Origin of the sequence: Flavobacterium sp. S87F.05.LMB.W.Kidney.N (genome assembly GCF_004366435.1) — a bacterium.
Lineage (GTDB): Bacteria > Bacteroidota > Bacteroidia > Flavobacteriales > Flavobacteriaceae > Flavobacterium.
This window is the reverse complement of record NZ_SODX01000007.1, coordinates 163,958-182,397: the sequence shown is the minus strand read 5'-3', so window position 1 is coordinate 182,397 and position 18,440 is coordinate 163,958. Positions and strand designations below refer to the sequence as shown.

At 33.6% G+C, this 18,440-nt stretch carries 18 protein-coding genes; 15 read left to right on the top strand and 3 right to left on the bottom strand.

Going from position 1 to position 18,440, the window contains the following annotated elements; genetic code table 11:
- Positions 1-321 carry a hypothetical protein gene (locus tag EDB96_RS19680; RefSeq protein ID WP_134142712.1) on the top strand — a complete coding sequence of 107 codons (321 nt, stop codon included), beginning with the start codon at positions 1-3 and terminating at the stop codon, positions 319-321.
- A gap of 23 nt (positions 322-344) precedes the next feature.
- Positions 345-719 (top strand): hypothetical protein, encoded by a 375-nt coding sequence (locus EDB96_RS19675; protein ID WP_113676732.1) that lies wholly within the window; start codon positions 345-347, stop codon positions 717-719.
- A gap of 81 nt (positions 720-800) precedes the next feature.
- Here EDB96_RS19675 and EDB96_RS19670 read toward each other — a convergent pair whose 3' ends face one another.
- Together EDB96_RS19670 and EDB96_RS19665 are read right to left on the bottom strand one after the other, a co-directional pair.
- Positions 801-1,577, bottom strand: coding sequence for an alpha/beta fold hydrolase (locus tag EDB96_RS19670; protein WP_134142711.1), 777 nt, complete (start codon positions 1,575-1,577; stop codon positions 801-803).
- Between the two features lie 195 nt (positions 1,578-1,772).
- Positions 1,773-3,065 (bottom strand): aminopeptidase P family protein, encoded by a 1,293-nt coding sequence (locus tag EDB96_RS19665; protein WP_134142709.1) that lies wholly within the window; start codon positions 3,063-3,065, stop codon positions 1,773-1,775.
- A 305-nt stretch (positions 3,066-3,370) separates the two neighbouring features.
- Here EDB96_RS19665 and EDB96_RS19660 point away from each other — a divergent pair, with 305 nt between their 5' ends.
- The 9 genes from EDB96_RS19660 to EDB96_RS19615 all read left to right on the top strand — a co-directional run bounded on the left by EDB96_RS19660 (position 3,371) and on the right by EDB96_RS19615 (position 10,157).
- Complete coding sequence (locus tag EDB96_RS19660; RefSeq protein WP_134142707.1) at positions 3,371-4,714, top strand: polymer-forming cytoskeletal protein; 1,344 nt, start codon at positions 3,371-3,373, stop codon at positions 4,712-4,714.
- Positions 4,711-4,974 (top strand): hypothetical protein, encoded by a 264-nt coding sequence (locus tag EDB96_RS19655; RefSeq protein ID WP_134142705.1) that lies wholly within the window; start codon positions 4,711-4,713, stop codon positions 4,972-4,974. The genes EDB96_RS19660 and EDB96_RS19655 overlap by 4 nt, the downstream gene beginning before the upstream one ends.
- 18 nt (positions 4,975-4,992) lie before the next feature.
- Positions 4,993-5,301 carry a hypothetical protein gene (locus tag EDB96_RS19650; RefSeq protein ID WP_134142703.1) on the top strand — a complete coding sequence of 103 codons (309 nt, stop codon included), beginning with the start codon at positions 4,993-4,995 and terminating at the stop codon, positions 5,299-5,301.
- Positions 5,270-5,701 carry a nuclear transport factor 2 family protein gene (locus EDB96_RS19645; protein WP_243839385.1) on the top strand — a complete coding sequence of 144 codons (432 nt, stop codon included), beginning with the start codon at positions 5,270-5,272 and terminating at the stop codon, positions 5,699-5,701. Before EDB96_RS19650 ends, EDB96_RS19645 begins: the two co-directional genes overlap by 32 nt.
- A 4-nt stretch (positions 5,702-5,705) precedes the next feature.
- Positions 5,706-6,146, top strand: coding sequence for a GNAT family N-acetyltransferase (locus EDB96_RS19640; RefSeq protein WP_134142699.1), 441 nt, complete (start codon positions 5,706-5,708; stop codon positions 6,144-6,146).
- 18 nt (positions 6,147-6,164) lie between these two features.
- Positions 6,165-6,722, top strand: a complete 558-nt coding sequence (locus EDB96_RS19635) for a hypothetical protein (RefSeq protein ID WP_134142698.1) — start codon at positions 6,165-6,167, stop codon at positions 6,720-6,722.
- 61 nt (positions 6,723-6,783) lie between these two features.
- On the top strand, positions 6,784-7,155 hold the full coding sequence (locus tag EDB96_RS19630; RefSeq protein ID WP_134142697.1) for a hypothetical protein: 372 nt from the start codon (positions 6,784-6,786) through the stop codon (positions 7,153-7,155).
- A 387-nt stretch (positions 7,156-7,542) separates the two neighbouring features.
- Positions 7,543-8,805, top strand: a complete 1,263-nt coding sequence (locus tag EDB96_RS19620; RefSeq protein WP_134142693.1) for a hypothetical protein — start codon at positions 7,543-7,545, stop codon at positions 8,803-8,805.
- On the top strand, positions 8,802-10,157 hold the full coding sequence (locus EDB96_RS19615; protein ID WP_134142691.1) for a hypothetical protein: 1,356 nt from the start codon (positions 8,802-8,804) through the stop codon (positions 10,155-10,157). The genes EDB96_RS19620 and EDB96_RS19615 overlap by 4 nt, the downstream gene beginning before the upstream one ends.
- 272 nt (positions 10,158-10,429) lie before the next feature.
- Here EDB96_RS19615 and EDB96_RS19610 read toward each other — a convergent pair whose 3' ends face one another.
- Positions 10,430-11,791 (bottom strand): hydroxymethylglutaryl-CoA synthase family protein, encoded by a 1,362-nt coding sequence (locus EDB96_RS19610; RefSeq protein WP_134142689.1) that lies wholly within the window; start codon positions 11,789-11,791, stop codon positions 10,430-10,432.
- Between the two features lie 356 nt (positions 11,792-12,147).
- Between EDB96_RS19610 and EDB96_RS19605 the strand changes: the two genes are divergently transcribed.
- The 4 genes from EDB96_RS19605 (at position 12,148) to EDB96_RS19590 (ending at position 18,362) form a co-directional block, all read left to right on the top strand.
- A complete protein-coding gene (locus EDB96_RS19605) occupies positions 12,148-12,813 on the top strand; it encodes a succinate dehydrogenase cytochrome b subunit (protein WP_134142687.1) in 666 nt (221 codons plus the stop codon).
- Between the two features lie 11 nt (positions 12,814-12,824).
- Complete coding sequence (locus EDB96_RS19600; RefSeq protein ID WP_057115184.1) at positions 12,825-14,825, top strand: fumarate reductase/succinate dehydrogenase flavoprotein subunit; 2,001 nt, start codon at positions 12,825-12,827, stop codon at positions 14,823-14,825.
- Between the two features lie 52 nt (positions 14,826-14,877).
- Positions 14,878-15,624, top strand: coding sequence for a succinate dehydrogenase/fumarate reductase iron-sulfur subunit (locus EDB96_RS19595; RefSeq protein WP_057115183.1), 747 nt, complete (start codon positions 14,878-14,880; stop codon positions 15,622-15,624).
- 305 nt (positions 15,625-15,929) lie between these two features.
- The gene (locus tag EDB96_RS19590) at positions 15,930-18,362 is read left to right on the top strand and encodes a hypothetical protein (protein ID WP_134142686.1); all 2,433 of its coding nucleotides are present in this window, start codon (positions 15,930-15,932) and stop codon (positions 18,360-18,362) included.
- Positions 18,363-18,440: the final 78 nt, after the last annotated feature.

Below are 18,440 nucleotides of genomic sequence, written 5' to 3'. Positions count from 1 at the left end.
ATGATTGATTTACAAACACTAGTAGAAGAGACTGGAGCAGAATCTGGATTGAGTTTTAATATTGATGGAATCTTAAACGAGTCGGTTAATTTAGAATACGACGGGAATGTTGCAGCGATGATCGGAATGATCTTGAAAATGTGCCTCGAAATGTCTGAAGACGTTAACAACGGAGATCTTAAACAAGTAATGATTAAGAATAACGACGGAATTGTAGTTGCAAGCAAAAATCAAGATGATAATTGTATCGCGTTGCTTTCTAAAGATTTAAGTAAAATGGGTCTATTACTGAGAAGAATGGATTCTGTTTTTAATAATTAATTTAAAACCAATATTTAATAAACATGTCAGATTTTTTACAAAATTTTCAAAACGATTTAAAAGAGAATGTTAACGGATTTATCGCTGTTTCAGTAACTGAAGTTGAAACAGGAATGTCTTACTGCTCACTAACTGTAAATCCTGATTTTGATCCAGAATTAGCATCTGCTTACAATTTAGAAGTAGTTAAAGCAAAGCTAAACGCTATTAAAGCTTTAGGATTAGACCAAAAAATCAATGATATTTTAATTACGCTTTCAGATCAAATACATATTATCGACGTTTCTGAAGACGGAAGATACTTTATCTATTTAGCTGTAGACTCAACTAAAGCAAATCTTGGATTAACAAGAGCTACTTTATCTAAATACAAAAAAGATATTACTTCAAAGTTATAATAACATTTTGCCCCCAGAATGATAAAAAGGCTATTCCAACCTCGGTTAGAAATGGCCTTTTTTGATTTTGTAAAGTTCAAATTATTCGAAGAAATCGAACAAAATAGTTTTCAAAGCTTCCTTGTTTTCAATATGGCTCATGTGTCCATCTTCAAAAGAAACTAATTCTGCTGTGGTGTCATCAATCTGAGCAAGATTTTCTTCGTAATTTAAAACAGGATCCTTCTTTCCTAGAATTAATAGAACAGGAAAACGATTTTCGTGTAAAAGCCATTCTCTATCTTTTCGTATCTTCATTCCTTCAAGAGATGCTACGATTCCTTGTAATGGTGTTTTTAAAGCCTGCTCTTTTACTTTTTCAATTTCGTCAGCCAAGCGGGTTCTATTATTTTCGCTAAATAAATTAGCGATTGCTAAACTAACAAAACTTACATAATTCTGTTTTACGGCTTTTATGGCGCGGGTTCTATTTAGTTTTTTCTCAGAGTTATCTTCTTTAGAAGTTGAATTCTGTAAAACTAATTTTTGGATTTTCTGCGGATATAATTCGGCGAAAGCCAAAGCGACATAACCGCCCATAGAGTGCCCGACGATTGTAGCTTTTTCAATTTTTAAATGTTCTAAAACTTCGTTAACAGCTTGAGCATTTTCTTCCATTTCGTGAACATAGCCTAAAGAATCAGATTCGCCGTGGCCTAATAAATCGATGGTTACAACACGATATTTTTCTGAAAAAAAAGCAGCATATTCTGTCCACATTTTTTTGTTTTCCAGAAAACCGTGAAGAAAAACTATTGTATTTCCTTCTCCTGAGTCTGTAAAAGAGATTTTGGTATTTTTATAAAAAATATTTTTCAAAACGGTGTTTTTAATTGTAAAGTACAAAGATAAAAAAGGTATAACCATATAAGAAATATAAGTTCATTTGAGTTAAAACTAATGTTCTTTCAGTTCAATTTTAAATGATCTTATAGTTTATAAGACAAATAAAACGGCCTTCATTTATGAAAGCCGTTTATCTTTATTCTATAATCTGTTTTCTGTTCTTCTTTTTTAAGAATTCATTAAAGTTTCGATTTCGTCAACTTCAACAGGAATGTTTCTCATTAAGTTAAAAGGTTCACCTTTTTCCTGAACTACAACATTATCCTCCAGACGAATTCCGAATTTTTCTGCTGGAATATAAATTCCCGGCTCAACCGTAAAGACCATATTTGGTTTCATTGGTTCGTGAAGCAATCCGTAATCGTGCGTGTCTAATCCCATGTGGTGAGAAGTTCCGTGCATGAAATATTTTTTGTAAGCAGGCCATTCTGGATTTTCATTCTGAACATCAGCTTTGTCTAATAAACCTAAACCAAGTAATTCAGAAGTCATAATTTTACCAACTTCGATATGATATTGTTTCCAAAGCGTTCCTGGAGTCAACATTTTTGTAGCTTCGTTCTTAACTCTCAAAACAGCATTGTAAACTGCTTTTTGTCTTTCAGAGAATTTACCAGAAACAGGAATTGTTCTAGTCATATCGCTTGAATAGTTAGCATATTCAGCAGCAACGTCTAATAAGATCAAATCGCCGGCTTTACATTGCTGATTATTTTCGATGTAATGTAAAACATTCGCATTATTTCCAGAAGCAATAATTGGCGTGTAAGCAAAACCTTTAGAGCGGTTACGGATAAATTCGTGCGCTAATTCAGCTTCGATTTCATATTCTGTAACATTTGGTTTCACAAACCCTAATAATCTGCGGAAACCTTTTTCTGTAATATCGCAGGCGTGCTGAATCAAATCGATTTCTTCGCTTTCTTTTACAGAACGAATTCGCTGTAAAATCGGGTTGCTTTTTGCCACATTGTGCGCAGGATAACGCTCTTTCCACCATTTTACAAAACGAGCTTCGCGAGTTTCAGTTTCAACAGTCGCGCGGTAATGTTCGTTGGTGTTGATGTACATCGTATCGGCGTACGTCATCATTTCGTTCAAAACTTTATGAAAATCTTGTAACCAATAAACTGTTCTAATTCCGGAAACCTGAAAAGCACGTTCTTTAGTCAGTTTTTCACCTTCCCATACTGCAATATGATCGTTGGTTTCTCTTAAAAAAAGAATTTCTCTTTGGTGCTCATAAGGCGCATCTGGAAACAAAAGCAAAACGCTTTCTTCCTGATCAACACCGCTCAGGTAAAAAATATCTCTATGTTGTGCAAACGGTAAAGTACTGTCGGCACTAATTGGGTAAATGTCATTAGAGTTGAAAACGGCAACCGAATTAGGTTTCATTTCTGCCGTGAATTTTCTGCGGTTTTTTACAAAAAGAGCGCTGTTTATTTGATGATATTTCATAATTATTTCGTTTTTGAACTTCGAATTTCAAAATTAGTGTTTTTTGAAGAAGTGGCACAAGATTGATTTATTAAAGTTTTCTTATTTGTTTTGGTTCTAATTGTTTAGCCACAGATTTGAGGGATTAAAGAATTTTTCTCAATTTATGTCATTGCGACAAAGGAGAGATCACGGTATTAATTCGACAAAGATTGATATGAGGAAGTTGTTATAAATTTTGTAAGAAAAGAACTGAGTATGTGAGAATATGTCAGTAAGATGATGTTAATTTGTACTTACTAAGTTTAATTTTCTTTTTAGATATAATGACCACAATCAATTTCAAATTAATCACAATAGCCGAAATCAAAACAAAATATCCTTTTTTAACAGAAGATGAAAAGTTCGATTATTTTGACGAATGGGAAAATGAAGATTTTTTTCTCATTGCAGACGAAGATGTAAATTTTGATGGCAATTTTTATTTAGATCTTTATGAAGAGAAAGAGAGAAAATGGCTTGCCAATTTGCTAAACCTCTCAGTTAAAAAGATAGAAGGAATAAGAATAGAAGGCATTTTTATAAATGGAAATTTTTCTATCAGCGGTTCGATTATTAATGCAGAAGGCGATTATGGTCCGTATGTTTTTATTAACGGAAATGTAATGTGTCAAAGTCTTTTACTTGGCGGCGCTAATGTTGAAATAAAAGGGAAAATTACAGTAAAAGAAGTTGTGATGACTTATTATAATCATGGTAATTTTAATTGTTCGGGGTTAATTGATTCTCCAGTTTTTATTGTTAATGATCATAATACAACATTTGCAGAAAGAAAAAATGATTTGTTCTATTATAATGACAGAGCCGATGATGTAGATCCAAAAAATGAATGTGAATATGATGATGAAACAGGTGATGAAATTATTTCAAACGAAATCCGAAAATTACTTGATAATCCGCTAATTGAAACTTTTGAAGAATTAGAAAGAGAGCTAGCAAAAGGCGAATTGGTTTTAAAACAAAATAATCCACCCGCTAAAACTTATGAATACTGGCGTAATAGTGTTTTAGAAAATTATAGAAATCTAAAACTAGTTCCAAAAGAATTTAAAACCGAAGAACTTTGTAATTTTGCATTGAATAAAACCTTCCACGCTCTGCCATTTATCGATCAGGACTTAATAACATATGAACTCTGCGAAAGATTAGTCAGTAAAGATGGTTTTGCAATTCAGGTTATTCCAGACGAGTTTATCACAAAAGAATTATGTTTTAAAGCTACTGAAAGCGGTACACTGTTAAGATTAATTCCAGAGGAATATTATTCTGAAGAATTGATTCTGTTAGTTTTTAAAAACGGAAGACATGAGCCGGATATTAATGATGTTCCGTCTAAATATATTACCGAAAGTCTTCTCGTAGAATATGTAAAAATTGGAAAGGGCTTATGGCTTGATAAAGCCTGTAAAGGAAGTGGGATTGATAAATTACAAATTCTAAAAAAAGTAATTGATTCAGGAATTGAATATTTGAATAATATTTTTGGAAATCATTTTAGCCAGGAAACAGTTGACTATGCTGCTTTAGTTTATGATAATGAAGTTTTTAAAGAAACATGGAATAATTATGTTCAAAAGTATAAACAGAAATTTGAACGACTTGAGAAATGAAAGAGCTATTAATTGAAAGTAAAGGAATAAAAACTAGCGAGTATTTTATACCGGCTTTTGAACTTAGAAAAGGAGAACTGCTTCTCATTCATATACATGGAACAGTTTGTTTTTATGAAATGAAAGCAGAGTTAACAGATATTTTTACAGGAAAAACACAACATGAGAATGTAAAGATATTACATGCCTTAACTTTTGCTGAGAATTTTAAAGAATCAAGATTTGAACGTATTTTTAATTCTATAACAGTAAGTAGGTAGTTAAAAAGAAATACAAATTTGCATGAACACTCAGTTCCAAAAATCTTTAAAGAAAATGGTATTTCTAAAAATGATAAAGTAAAAAGCCTTGATTATAGTCAAAAAAAGTTACTTTCTTTATATTCAGTTTTTACGAAAACAAAAAATATAGTTTTTGATTTAAGTGGAGAAGTTTCTGTTGGAGCTATAAAAACATTTGATTTTGTTAAAAATGAAATAAAAAATGATGGTGCCGCAATTTTAATTGATTGGGCGGGAAGTGATGTGAAAGATAAATGTTCAAAAGTTATTGCTATTGAATGGCTTATTGAGCCGAAAAAGAGGTAATAAAAACATTGAAGGAAATATTATGAACAACAAAGAAAAAATAATTCAAAATTATATCGAAGGATATAATCAATTTGATATTGATAAAATGATTGCCGATTTTGACGAATCGGTTATTTTTGAAAACATTCAAAATGGCGAAATCAACTTGACTTTGACTGGAATAAAAGAATTTACAGTCCAGGCCGAAAAAGGCAAAGAATATTTCTCAGCACGAAAACAAACTATTACATCAATTAAGCAAGATGAGATTACAGCAATAATTGATATTGATTATTATGCTGTTCTAGCAATAGATTTTCCAAACGGATTAAAAGCTGGTCAGGAATTGAATATGAAGGGAAAATCGATTTTTCAATTCTTGGACGATAAGATTGTAAAACTGACTGATATTAGTTAGAGTTATGAATCTAAAAGTAAACATCAGAAAAGTAGAAAATCACGACTTAGACTTCGTCTACAAAGCAATTTGTGAACTCGAAAATGAAATTTTAGATTTTAAAATATTTGAAACGATATTCAATGAAAATGTTTCAAACCCAAAAAATCTTTACCTAATTGCTGAAAATGAAAATGAAGGTTTAGGTTTTATTAGTTTCCACACCCAAAATCTTTTACATCATTGCGGATTGGTTGGCGAAATTCAGGAATTTTTCATTCATCCAAAATACCGAGGTCAAGGCGTCGGACGTTTGTTAATCAATGAAATCAAGAATTTTGCTGTTCAAAATGATCTAAAAAGTATTGAAGTTACAACAAATAAAAAACGAATAGAGAACGTTGCGATTTATGAAAATCTAGGTTTTACTTTGAGTCATAACAAGTTAACGATTTATAAACAATAAAAGTTGAGAAAACAAACTATGAATACAAAACAACGTTGCTTGATCGGATTAGTGTTTTTTCTAATCAGTTATTTATTCTTTTCCAAACTTTTGCCAAGTTTTAGCGACTCAATAGATTTTGCGCATTGGTTTAATTTAATTGGAGCTTGTTTTTTGTTGTCATTTAATGATGTATTTCCTAAAAACAAAATAAATTCTGTTGCCTCTGCACTGACAACTTTAGGTGTTATTGCTCATGTCGGACTTTGTACAATCGATTTTATAATGTCAAGTTATGGAAATAATGAAATTGCAAAAGAACAGTTAAGCCAGCATATCAGTAATTCACCATTCATTTTTTATCCATTTGTGGCCGTTGGTCCCTCTTTGCTTTTTCTTGGTTTGGCTTTGCATGCATTTGCTTATATAAAGACCGAAACTATAAAATCTTTAATGGTAATTGTTGGTTCTGTCGCTGTTGGAATTTCTTTTTTTGCTTTGAAAAATGGGATTTTGATGGTTTTGAGCTGTCTGGTTTTTGTTTTAGGATTGGGACTTTTGCTGTTCGGAAAAGAAGATAATGAACTGAAAGAGTAGCTTAAAAAAAATATTTTAGTTCGTATTTTTGTCTCACAAAATAAAATGATTCATAAATAAATTGAAAAAACATATAAAATACTTAATTGCACTCTTTCTGACTTTTGTTGTGATTGCGGGTGATGGTACTTTATATGCTCAATCTAAATCGGCAGAATATTACGAGTCTTCATTTGTAGTTTTAAGAAGAGAAGTAAATCTTAAAAGTTCTCGTTTATATAAATTCGGTCAAGTTACTTCTTATGGTAAAACAAGATTTTCAATTGTTTTAAATTTTCTGAAAGTTGAAAATGTTTTTACTTTTCAAATTGAAAAACTCCAGAAACTGCAAGATCTGCTTCATCAAAAACTAATTTCATTTATAAATCAATCTGTTTTTATAAATGAAATCATCATTTCAAAACACTTCGGGAAAAGTTTATACGTCGCTTAAGAAAATTTATTTAAGCACAGATGATACAATAATGTCTAATCATTTATCATTTTCAAAATGTATAAACAAAATAAAAATTCTCGCTTGGAGCAATCTAAGCGACCACTTCTTCATTGGATAAAAAGAAAATTTTTAATCATAATTACAGCCTTTATGTTAGGAATGGCAAACGGAATGCATACTGAAGATACTCGAATTAAAGGCAATCAAAACTATACTGAACAGCATAAAAAGGATTGATGCTTGTTTGTGCTGTGGCCTTTATCAAAGTTTAAAACTTTTACAAAGGTTTTGAAATGCTGAAATTCAAAAATCATTTTTAGCAATATTTTTCGAGTTAAATTTTTTTTAATAGTTTTGAGCAAATTCCTACATCAAAAGTTTAATATGGATCGTAAAACCAGATTTTTTAAAAATGCCGTAATACTACAATTTATCCCCCTTCTTTTACTTGGTCTTTTTATTGTTTCCAATTTCAGAGAGCAAAAAATACTGAAAATTAGACAACTTCATCCTTACGAATTTAATTATGGCGAATTGTTGCCTTTAATTTTTTTTGCTGTCTGCTGTATGGTTGCCCTTTTTACTTTGTTTCCAAAAACGCCAGATGCTCCAGAAGATGATGAAGAAATTGTGAAAAGAAAACGTAAACAGAACTTTTGGAAATTTGCCTTCTATTGCAACGTTTTTTTATTGTTCGTTATTGGTATGTTTTCAATATTGGTTTTTCAAAAAGATGCTTTAATTATTGATCAGCCGATTCATTTTTATGTAATAATTTTTTCTAGATTCCTGCTAGTTATTATAATCAGTTTGGTTGTGGCCTCTTTTTTATTAGCGACTGGTCTCTATTGGAAAACAAATAAATCATTGGCTACGGTTATCTTGATATTTAGTTTCTTAATCCTAACTGTTTCGACTGTTTTTGAATTGGTTTTTGTTTCAGTATTTATAGAAAATTCAGAAAGACATTTCATTGCTAAAGCACAAAAACAAACTGGAAATCAAGAAGAAGTTTATGAAGATTATGGCGAAAGCGAAGAAGCTGACGACGAAAGCGAAGACACTGCCACTTTGTTGTATGAATCTTGGATTTCTTTAATTGAGAATTGTGGTGGAACCGATGGTAAAGAACAATTTTTTAATATTAGAAATTTGATCGAAATAGCACAGCAAGAACAAGTTTCTTATAAAGATGATTATTATCTCCTCAATTTCATAGATAATTTAAGAAATAAACCTGATGAGATTTATTCTGAATTTGAAACATTTAAACCTGTATTCTACAGCGCTGTATCCCAAAATACCTATCGCAGGGCTCATTTTGATAAAATTGTAGAAGGATTATTATTGGCTCACGACGATATTGGTGGTGAAAAAGATTTGCTTAGTGAAATGTACAAAGTAATGAAGTCCAATGCAAAAGACGAAGGAGATAACACTGATTTTTTTGAAACCTTTGAATATAATTTTTCTGAAGAAACGGTTAGAAAACTTTATGCTTTAAAAGTTTCCAACGATTTTTATTTATCATCCGATATGAGATGGTTCTATGGTTTTTGGGCCAGAAGAAATAATGAAGGGAATTTGAAAGAAGTAGCCTTGATTTTAAAAGAAATAAAAGAACATTATGAAAATTCTGAAGAATGATAAAATTGTATAAAATAATTTTAATAGTTCAGTTTTTCATACTTGTCGCACTAGGTTGTACCTTTTATCAGGTAGAGTATGACGAATATTTTTCGATAATTACAAAAATCCCATTATTCTTAATTGGCTTTTTTCCTCTTATTTTATTAGGTATCTCTATTCTAGTACAGCGATTAGTATTAACAGTTATTTATTCTGATTCATCAAAAAATCATTCTGAAAAAGAAGATGAAGATAGATTTTGGACCATTTCTTTTTTTACATATGTAATTTTTGGGAGTTTTATGTTTTTAACTTCTCTCATTGCTTTTGCTTTAGGTTTCAGAAGTGCAGCAGAAGAGTATAAAGCTTTTATTTTAAAGCTCTGTATTTTCATAGTTCTTTTAATAGCAGTAAGCTTAATTATTGGTCTTTTTTTAAAGGTAAAAGAAAAGGTTAATGAGGTAAGTAAAATGCTCAGTGCTTTAATGATTTTTCTTTCGCTAATTCTTTTTGGAGGTGCTTTCTTTATTGGGGTTGGAAACATGGCTACTTCGGAACTTTATTTAAATGTAATGTTTGACGCTATCAAAGTAATGCCGTTAGTAGATGAAAGACTGGCCGTAATTGATAGCAGTACTGTAGAAGACACTGAAGTAATTGGATCAGGAATGAAATATGTAGAGGATTATTATGGTTTTAGAGATATGAATACCTCTAATATAAAATCTACTGGATTTTTGAGGAATCGATATGATGAAGAATATAGCGATTCTAGAATAAGTAACGAGATAAAATTTTTTTTCGCAGATTTTTTGTATTTAAGGAAAAACCAGTCTTTAACAGGTTATAGAAATGAAACTAAAATTGGGTTACATGCTGATGAATATGTATATGAAACGAAGCTTCTCACGGATAAGTTAAGAGAGAATCCTGATGAACTTAGAGGTGCATATGAAAGTTACAGACCAATTTTGTTTGCGCTCTTGTCAAGAAGTATATATAACGATTCAAATGTAGATTTACTTATAGAGGTTTTAATTTCGAGCAGAGATGATATTTCCCGTGCTGAAAATGAAAATAAAGGTGAAATTGAAGTACTAGATATGATTTATAAAACAATGACTTCTGGTGCTGAAAAAGAGTTTCCAAATGATCATTTTAGTCAAATCAGTCCTTTTGTTTCAAAAAAAACATGGGGTTTGATCACGAGAAATTCTAAGCAAAATAGAAAAACTGACTATAATACTAAAGCGACAGCAGTTTGGATTTACAGCTTTTGGGCAAGAAGAAATCAGGAAGGAAATATGGATGTCACTTATGCGATATTAAAAGATGTTAAAAAACATTATGAAGTTATTGATTCTCAATGATTTTTATAAAAGACCGCTCTATGGAATAAAAAAAGGTTTCTGTAGTTTTTGACAAAATTTTTAGCGTAATCTTGTCATTTCGACTGAAGGAGAAATCACACTAGAAATTCCGCATGTAAAATCGCCAATCTTTTTAGAGCTACTAGCGTGTCCTTCGACTTCGCTCAGGATGACAAACTGTATGGTATAAAAACAAAAAACCGAAGCAAATCGCTTCGGTTTTTTTATTGGAATCTGGTCCCGAAGCCTCGGGATAAAAAATTTAGAATTTCTTAATCAACCCATTTATAATATCTCGCCCCAATCAAAACAGGAATCTTTTTTTCGATTCGATCTAAAACCCATTCGTTTTTTGGAGTTCTTACACTTTGTTTTTGTTCTTTTTTATGAAGACTTTCATAAGTATTGAAATCAATTTCTACGTTTTCAGCTAAATTTTCAAAAAGTTTCACATTTTCTAAAGCCGATTTCCATTCTGGCTGAATCGTTCCTTCAAAAACTTTAGATTTCGATCCGCTTCCGTAAGCTAGGAAACCGAATTTAGTTCCTGCAACTTCTTTGTTTGTATCATGAAAATGAGCCAAAGTCGATAACAGTCCCATGAAAATAGAACCTGTATACAGATTCCCGATTAAAGAAGAGGCTAATTCAGCAGGCTGTAATTTCTCAGTTACAAAACTTTTGTAATCGTCAGATTTTGCTACTTCCTTAATTTTAACTTGATAATCTGCAGGTGCGATATCATCGGCTATAATTTTTTCGGCGCTGTCTAAAGCATAGATTTCAGATAACATCCTTCTTCCTTGGAAAGAATATGGCAAGTGCATCACAATACTGTGCCAAGTGTTGTATAGAGTTTCGGTCGTGTTTTTTAATTTTTTAAATGAAAAGTAAGCATTACGAGTACGATCCATATAACATTGGTTAGAATATTGACCGTCAAAAACGGGCTGGTCTTTGTGGATTTCGATTTCGGCTTCTAAATTGTCAAACCAAGAATCATTGTTAGTGTTTTGTGTAATTTCTTCTTTAGAAATAGTTCTGTAAGGTTTAAAGAAGTCAAAAACACCTTTTGTGCTCGTTGACCAATTATCATCAAAAGCAATAATTTTTGGATTTGAGGTAATCAGCATTGCAACAGCCCCGGCCCCTTGAGTATATTCTCCGCCTGAATTCAAATCGTATTTGGCAAAATCAGTCGTAACTACAATTGCTTTTTTAGTCGGATTTAATTTTACAAAGTCCAGACAGTTTTGTAATGCGTCTACACCGCCAATGCAGGCAAAAGTAAAATCGACAACATCGCATTCTGCTAATGAATCTTCACCAAATTTTTGCTCCATTAAATTAATCAAATAAGAAGCGATTGGTTTTGAACTGTCAATACCGCTTTCGGTACCAACATAGATTCTGCTTATTTCGTTTAGATTGATTTTATTATCAGTAATAAGTCTGGTTAAAGCGTTTGCTCCAAAAACAACCGTGTCCTGATGAACGTCTGGGAAAGTCATTTTTAGTAATCCGAGACCTTTTTCTAATTTTTCTGGTTCAATATTTCTGGCAGCCGCCAAAGTTTTTATGGGTAAATGTATGTTTGCTACATCAAAAGAAATAGCATCAATTCCTGTTTTCATTCTTATTTTTTTGAGCCGCTAAAGGTAAAACTATGTTGCGGAATGACAATTTTTTACTCAGACAAAATTTATGCGCAGTGAAACTTTTAAAGAAAACAAATCAAAACTTTGAATAAAATAGCAATATGATAATTTTTGATAATCTACTTAGAATTGATTTCTCTCGATTTTACTTAGAAAACAGTGGTTTGAGAATTGCTATAGTGAATTATTTTTTAGCAGTATATTTTTTGTACGTAAAAATACGTAGAACTAGGCTATTTTAAAATCATTATAAATAACAACGAAATGGTTGTAGTTCTTTTGTAATTGAGTTATTTTTGTCTAATTTTTTAAAACAAACTACTTAAACACTTATGGCACAATCTGCACAGTTGAATGCTTCCATCTTAAAGAAAGTAGCTATGGCTCTTTCGGGAATATTCTTAATCACGTTTTTAGCGCTGCATGTTTCCTTAAATTTTATTTCTATTATTAGTGAAGATGTTTTTAACGAAGCTTCTCACTTTATGGGATACAATCCGCTGATACAATATGTAATGCAGCCAGTTTTGGCATTCGGGGTAATTTTCCATTTCGTAATGGGATTTGTTCTTACAGCTCAAAACAGCGCAGCAAGACCAATTGCGTATGCAAAATACAACGGAGCGGCAAATGCTTCTTGGAGTTCTAGAAATATGATTATTTCTGGATTGGTTATCTTGGCATTCTTAGGATTGCATTTTTATGATTTTTGGTTTCCTGAAGTTAACTATAAGTATATAGCAGGAGAAGTACCAAATGCTACAAGGTATTATGGAGAGTTAGTTCATAAATTTCACGATCCAATCCGTACAGGATTATACTGCGTGTCTTTTATCCTTTTAGGATTCCACTTATGGCACGGGTTCGCATCTTCTCTTCAATCAATGGGGATGCACAACAAATATTCAAGATTTTTAGCAAAAGTAGGTTACTGGTTCGCAGTTGTTGTTCCAGCACTTTTCGTAATTATCGCATTATTTCATCATTTCAATAATTAATATCAATTATAATGGCATTAGATTCAAAAATTCCAAATGGTCCTATAGCGGACAAATGGACAAATTATAAAGATCATATTAATTTAGTAAACCCTGCTAACAAACGTAATTTAGATATTATTGTAGTTGGTACAGGTTTGGCTGGAGGTTCTGCTGCGGCTACTCTAGCTGAGTTAGGATATAACGTAAAAGCATTTTGTTTCCAAGATTCACCACGTCGTGCGCACTCTATTGCTGCACAAGGGGGTATCAATGCGGCAAAAAATTATAAAGGTGACGGTGACTCAGTTTACAGATTGTTCTACGATACTGTAAAAGGAGGTGACTACCGTGCACGTGAGGCAAACGTTCACCGTTTGGCTGAAGTTTCTGCAAATATTATTGACCAATGTGTGGCTCAAGGGGTACCATTGGCTCGTGAATATGGCGGACTTTTAGATAACCGTTCATTTGGAGGAACTTTGGTTTCTCGTACATTTTATGCACAAGGACAAACTGGACAGCAATTATTGTTAGGAGCTTATTCTGCAATGAACCGTCAGATTGGTCGTGGAAAAATTAAAATGTATAACCGTCACGAAATGCTGGATTTAGTAATCGTTGATGGAAAAGCGAGAGGTATTATCGCTCGTAACTTAATCACTGGAGAAATAGAAAGACATTCTGCTCACGCGGTAGTAATTGGTTCTGGAGGATACGGAAACGTATTTTTCCTTTCAACAAATGCTATGGGAAGTAACGCAACAGCAGCTTGGAAAATTCATAAAAAAGGAGCGTTTTTTGCAAATCCTTGTTACACACAAATTCACCCAACATGTATCCCGGTTTCTGGAGATCACCAGTCAAAACTGACTTTGATGTCTGAATCGTTACGTAATGACGGTCGTATTTGGGTTCCTGCAAAATTAGAAGATGCTCAGGCAATTCGTGAAGGAAGAAAAAAAGCAACTGATTTATCTGAAGAAGAAAGAGATTATTTCTTAGAAAGAAGATATCCTGCTTTTGGTAACTTAGTACCTCGTGACGTTGCGTCTCGTGCAGCTAAAGAAAGATGTGATGCTGGTTTTGGAGTTAACAAAACTGGAGAAGCAGTTTACTTAGATTTCGCTGCAGCGATCAAACGTTACGGAACTGAAGAAGCTTACGTAAAAGGTTTAGATGCTAATGATGCCGCTTTGGTTACGAAATTAGGAACTGCAATTGTGAAAAGTAAATACGGAAACTTGTTCCAAATGTACTTGAAAATTGTAGACGAAGATCCTTATGTAACACCAATGATGATTTACCCAGCGGTACACTACACAATGGGTGGAACTTGGGTTGATTATAACTTAATGACTACAATTCCTGGATGTTTCTCAATTGGAGAATCTAACTTCTCTGACCACGGAGCAAACAGACTTGGAGCTTCTGCTTTAATGCAAGGTTTAGCTGATGGATATTTCGTATTACCATATACTATTGGAGATTACTTAGCTCCAGATATTAAAATGGGTCCAATTTCTACAGACTTACCAGAATTCGTTGAGGCTGAGAAAAATGTAAAAGATCAAATCGACAGATTTATCAACAATAACGGAAAACATTCTGTAGATTATTTCCATAAAAAATTGGGGAAAATCATGTGGGATAAAGTAGGTATGGCTCGTAACGCTAAAGGTTTAACTGAGGCTATCGAAGAAATTGCTGCTTTACGTGAAGAGTTTTATAGAGATGTAAAAGTTCCTGGAAGCGCTAACGAATTTAATCAGGAATTAGAAAAAGCGACTCGTGTTGCCGATTTCCTAGAATTAGGAGAATTGTTCGCGAAAGATGCTTTACACCGTAACGAATCTTGTGGTGGTCACTTCCGTGAGGAATATCAAACAGAAGAAGGAGAAGCACTTCGTGATGATGAAAACTTTGCATACGTTGCAGCTTGGGAATACAAAGGAAAACCAAGTGACGCCGTATTACACAAAGAACCTCTTAATTACGAAAACATTAAATTAGTTCAAAGAAGCTATAAATAGTATTTGAAAAAAGTCTTGATACTTATTTCTTAATACTTAATACTTATACAAAATGAAACTTACATTAAAAATATGGCGTCAAAAAAACGCCCAAGATAAAGGGGGAATCGTTGAATACCCAATCGACGGAATCGAACCAGATATGTCTTTCCTTGAAATGCTTGATGTTCTTAACGAACAATTGATCAATAGAGGAGAAGAGCCAGTAGCATTTGATCACGATTGTCGTGAGGGAATCTGCGGAATGTGTTCATTATTCATTAATGGAGAAGCACACGGACCAGACAGAGGTGTTACAACTTGTCAATTACACATGCGTATGTTTAAAGATGGTGATACAATTTTTATCGAGCCATTTAGAGCAAAAGCTTTCCCAGTAATTAAAGATTTAGTTGTAGACAGAAGTTCTTTTGACAGAATTCAACACGCAGGAGGATTTATCTCTGTAAATACTTCAGGAAATACAATAGATGCGAATACAATTCCAATTAACAAACACGATGCAGATAAATCATTTGATGCTGCTGCATGTATTGGTTGTGGAGCATGTGTTGCAACTTGTAAAAACTCATCGGCAATGTTATTCGTTGCTGCAAAGGTTTCTCAATATGCATTATTGCCACAAGGTAAAGTTGAAGCAGTTGATCGTGTTTTAAACATGGTTCACCAAATGGATCACGAAGGTTTTGGTAACTGTACAAATACAGGAGCTTGTGAAATCGAATGTCCAAAAGGAATTTCTCTTGAAAATATTGCACGTATGAACCGTGAGTATTTAGCAGCAAGCTTGAAAGGATAATAAAAATCCAATTACTATATAAAAAAACGCATTCATTTTTGAATGCGTTTTTTTTGTGATCTATTTGAATGTCAATCCTGCTTAAGGTCATATGTTCTACCGTAGTAATTTTTATAATGGTGCAGTTTTTTTGTAGCATTTTATAATTTGAAACCAACTAGCATTCTCAAATTTTGATTTTTTGTAAGTCAAAGTCTAATTTTAACCAACAGATTTACAGTGTAAAAGCAGTGTTTTAATCCACGTGCTGTTTTGAGGAGCAAAAAGATAATTTTCAATTTATAAAGCAATCTAATTCTAATATTATGAAAAAGATTTTAGTACTAATTACATGTTGTGCCTACATTCTTTTATCTTGCAAAAAAGAGAAAGATGTCGATGATCAAAAAATGGCTGTAGCCGATCAGAAAGATTCTACAGATATTGCTGATAATGGCTGGCCGCGCGAGATAACAAATAATGGGACAAAACTGGTTTATTATCAGCCGCAGGTCGATAGCTGGGATGACCACAAGGAAATTAAAGCAAGACTAGCTTTTTCATTAACTCCTAAGGATGGAAAGCAAGTTTTGGGTGTTGCATCTTTACAAGCGTCAACTTTAGTAGATAAAGACAGCCGAAGTGTTTTCTTTAAAGATATTAAAGTAACCGATGTTCGCTTTCCAGCTCTTGATGAAAAAAAGATTCCCGAAATGGAAAAGCTATTCAAAGAAACACTTCCGAAAGGAGGTGATCCCGTTTCTGTGGATCGTATCCTGGCAGATTTAGATAAAACTACAAGTCCTGCGAAAGGAATTGCTGCGCAAAATACTCCACCGCCAATTTTTTACAGTTCAAGTCCAGCAATATTGCTAATTGTTCAGGGAGAACCTGTTTTGGTTCCTGTAGAAAAATCAGAGATCCAGTATGTGGTAAATACAAATTGGGATTTGTTTTTTGATAAAACTACTAGTGATTATTATTTACTTGCCGAGAATATTTGGCTGAGCTCTAAAAAACTTGACGGTAAATGGATAAAAGCGACAAAACTTCCAGATGGTTTGAAAAATCTGCCATCGGGACAAAATTTCGACGAAGTTAAAAAAATGATTCCGCCTCCAGAATCAGGTACTGCGCCAAATGTTTTCTTTAGCAAAGTACCTGCTGAATTAATCTTAGTAATTGGCCCTCCAAAATTTGAAAAAATACCAGGCACTCAATTATTGTATATTGATAATACAGAAAATGATGTTTTTGCCAATGAAGCGCAGGGACAATATTATGTGCTTTTATCAGGAAGATGGTTTGGTTCTAAAAGCTTGGACGGACCGTGGAGTTATGCAGGGAATAATCTTCCTGCAGATTTTGCCAAAATTCCAAAAGATTCTCCAAGGGCAAGTGTTTTGGCTTCTGTTCCTGGAACTCAGGAAGCAAAAGATGCCGTAATGTTAGCGCAGGTGCCCACAACTGCAATAGTAAACAAAGCTGATGCAGAAGCAAAAGCAAAAGTCGTTTACGATGGTACGCCTCAATTTAAACCAATCGAAGGAACAAAAATGCAGTATGCCAGCAATACGCAGGAAAAAGTCATAAAAGTGGGTGATCTGTATTATCTGTGCTTTCAAGCTGTGTGGTTTATGTCTACAAGTCCAAACGGACCTTGGAAAGTTACAAATTCTGTTCCCAAAGAAATTTATACCATTCCACCAAGTTCGCCTGTTTATAATGTAACATATGTTACTCAAACTAATGTGACTGATACAACTGTAGAAAGTAATACAACTGCAGGTTATTTTGGAGCCTTTATAATAGGAGCAACTGTTGGTGCAATTTTAACTTATGGTACAGGATATTACTACCCGCCTTATTATTACTACGGAGGATTGTATCCAATTTACCGACCATGGCCATGTACTTATGGAGCGGGAGCCGTTTATAATCCGTGGACAGGGGGCTGGGCAGCCGGAAGAAGGGTTTACGGACCTTACGGTGCTGCTGGAACATCTGCTTGGTATAATCCAGCAACAGGCAGGTACGGACGTTCTGCAAGTGTGCAAGGATGGTACGGAGGTAGGACTGCGGCCAATACTTATAATCCGTGGACAGGAAATTACGGGCAAACTATTCAGGGACATAATGCTTACGCACAATGGGGTCATTCGGCTGCAACAAACGGACGTGATTGGGTTCAAACGGGGCATGTCACTACAAGACGAGGCACCGCGGTTGGGTATGAAACTTCTGGTGGAAATAAAGGTGTTATCACGCATAGAAGAGGCGGCGGAACGACTATTCATACTAATAACAATATGTACGCAGGACATGACGGACATATTTATAAAAGAGACCAAAATGGGAATTGGAGTCATTATAATAATGGAAATGGAGGCTGGACTCAAGCCGGAACTCTCGGTGGATCACAGCGTAAAGCTGATAAACCAGATTTTAATAACTTACCGAAAAGGGATAGAGAATCGGGACTGGCAAATAAACCTTTAGGAGAAAACAATCGTCTTGGCGATCGTGCTGATAATTTTCCAAAAGCAGATCAGACATTGGGCAGACCAGAAAAACCTTTAGGTGAAGCTGGAAGACAAAATGTAACAAGAGATCTAGATCATTTTGAAAATTCCAGATCGGAGGGTGAAGTGAGAAATCAAAATTTCCAAAACTTTAGAAACAACAGTAATTTTAGAAATAACGGAGGCCAATTTGGCGGCGGCGGTTTTAGAGGCGGTGGTTTCAGGGGTAGAAGATAATTCTATTCTAATATAAAAAAAAAGGAAGGCTGTTACTGGATTAGTAACAGCCTTCCTTTTTTTAATTTATTGAATATT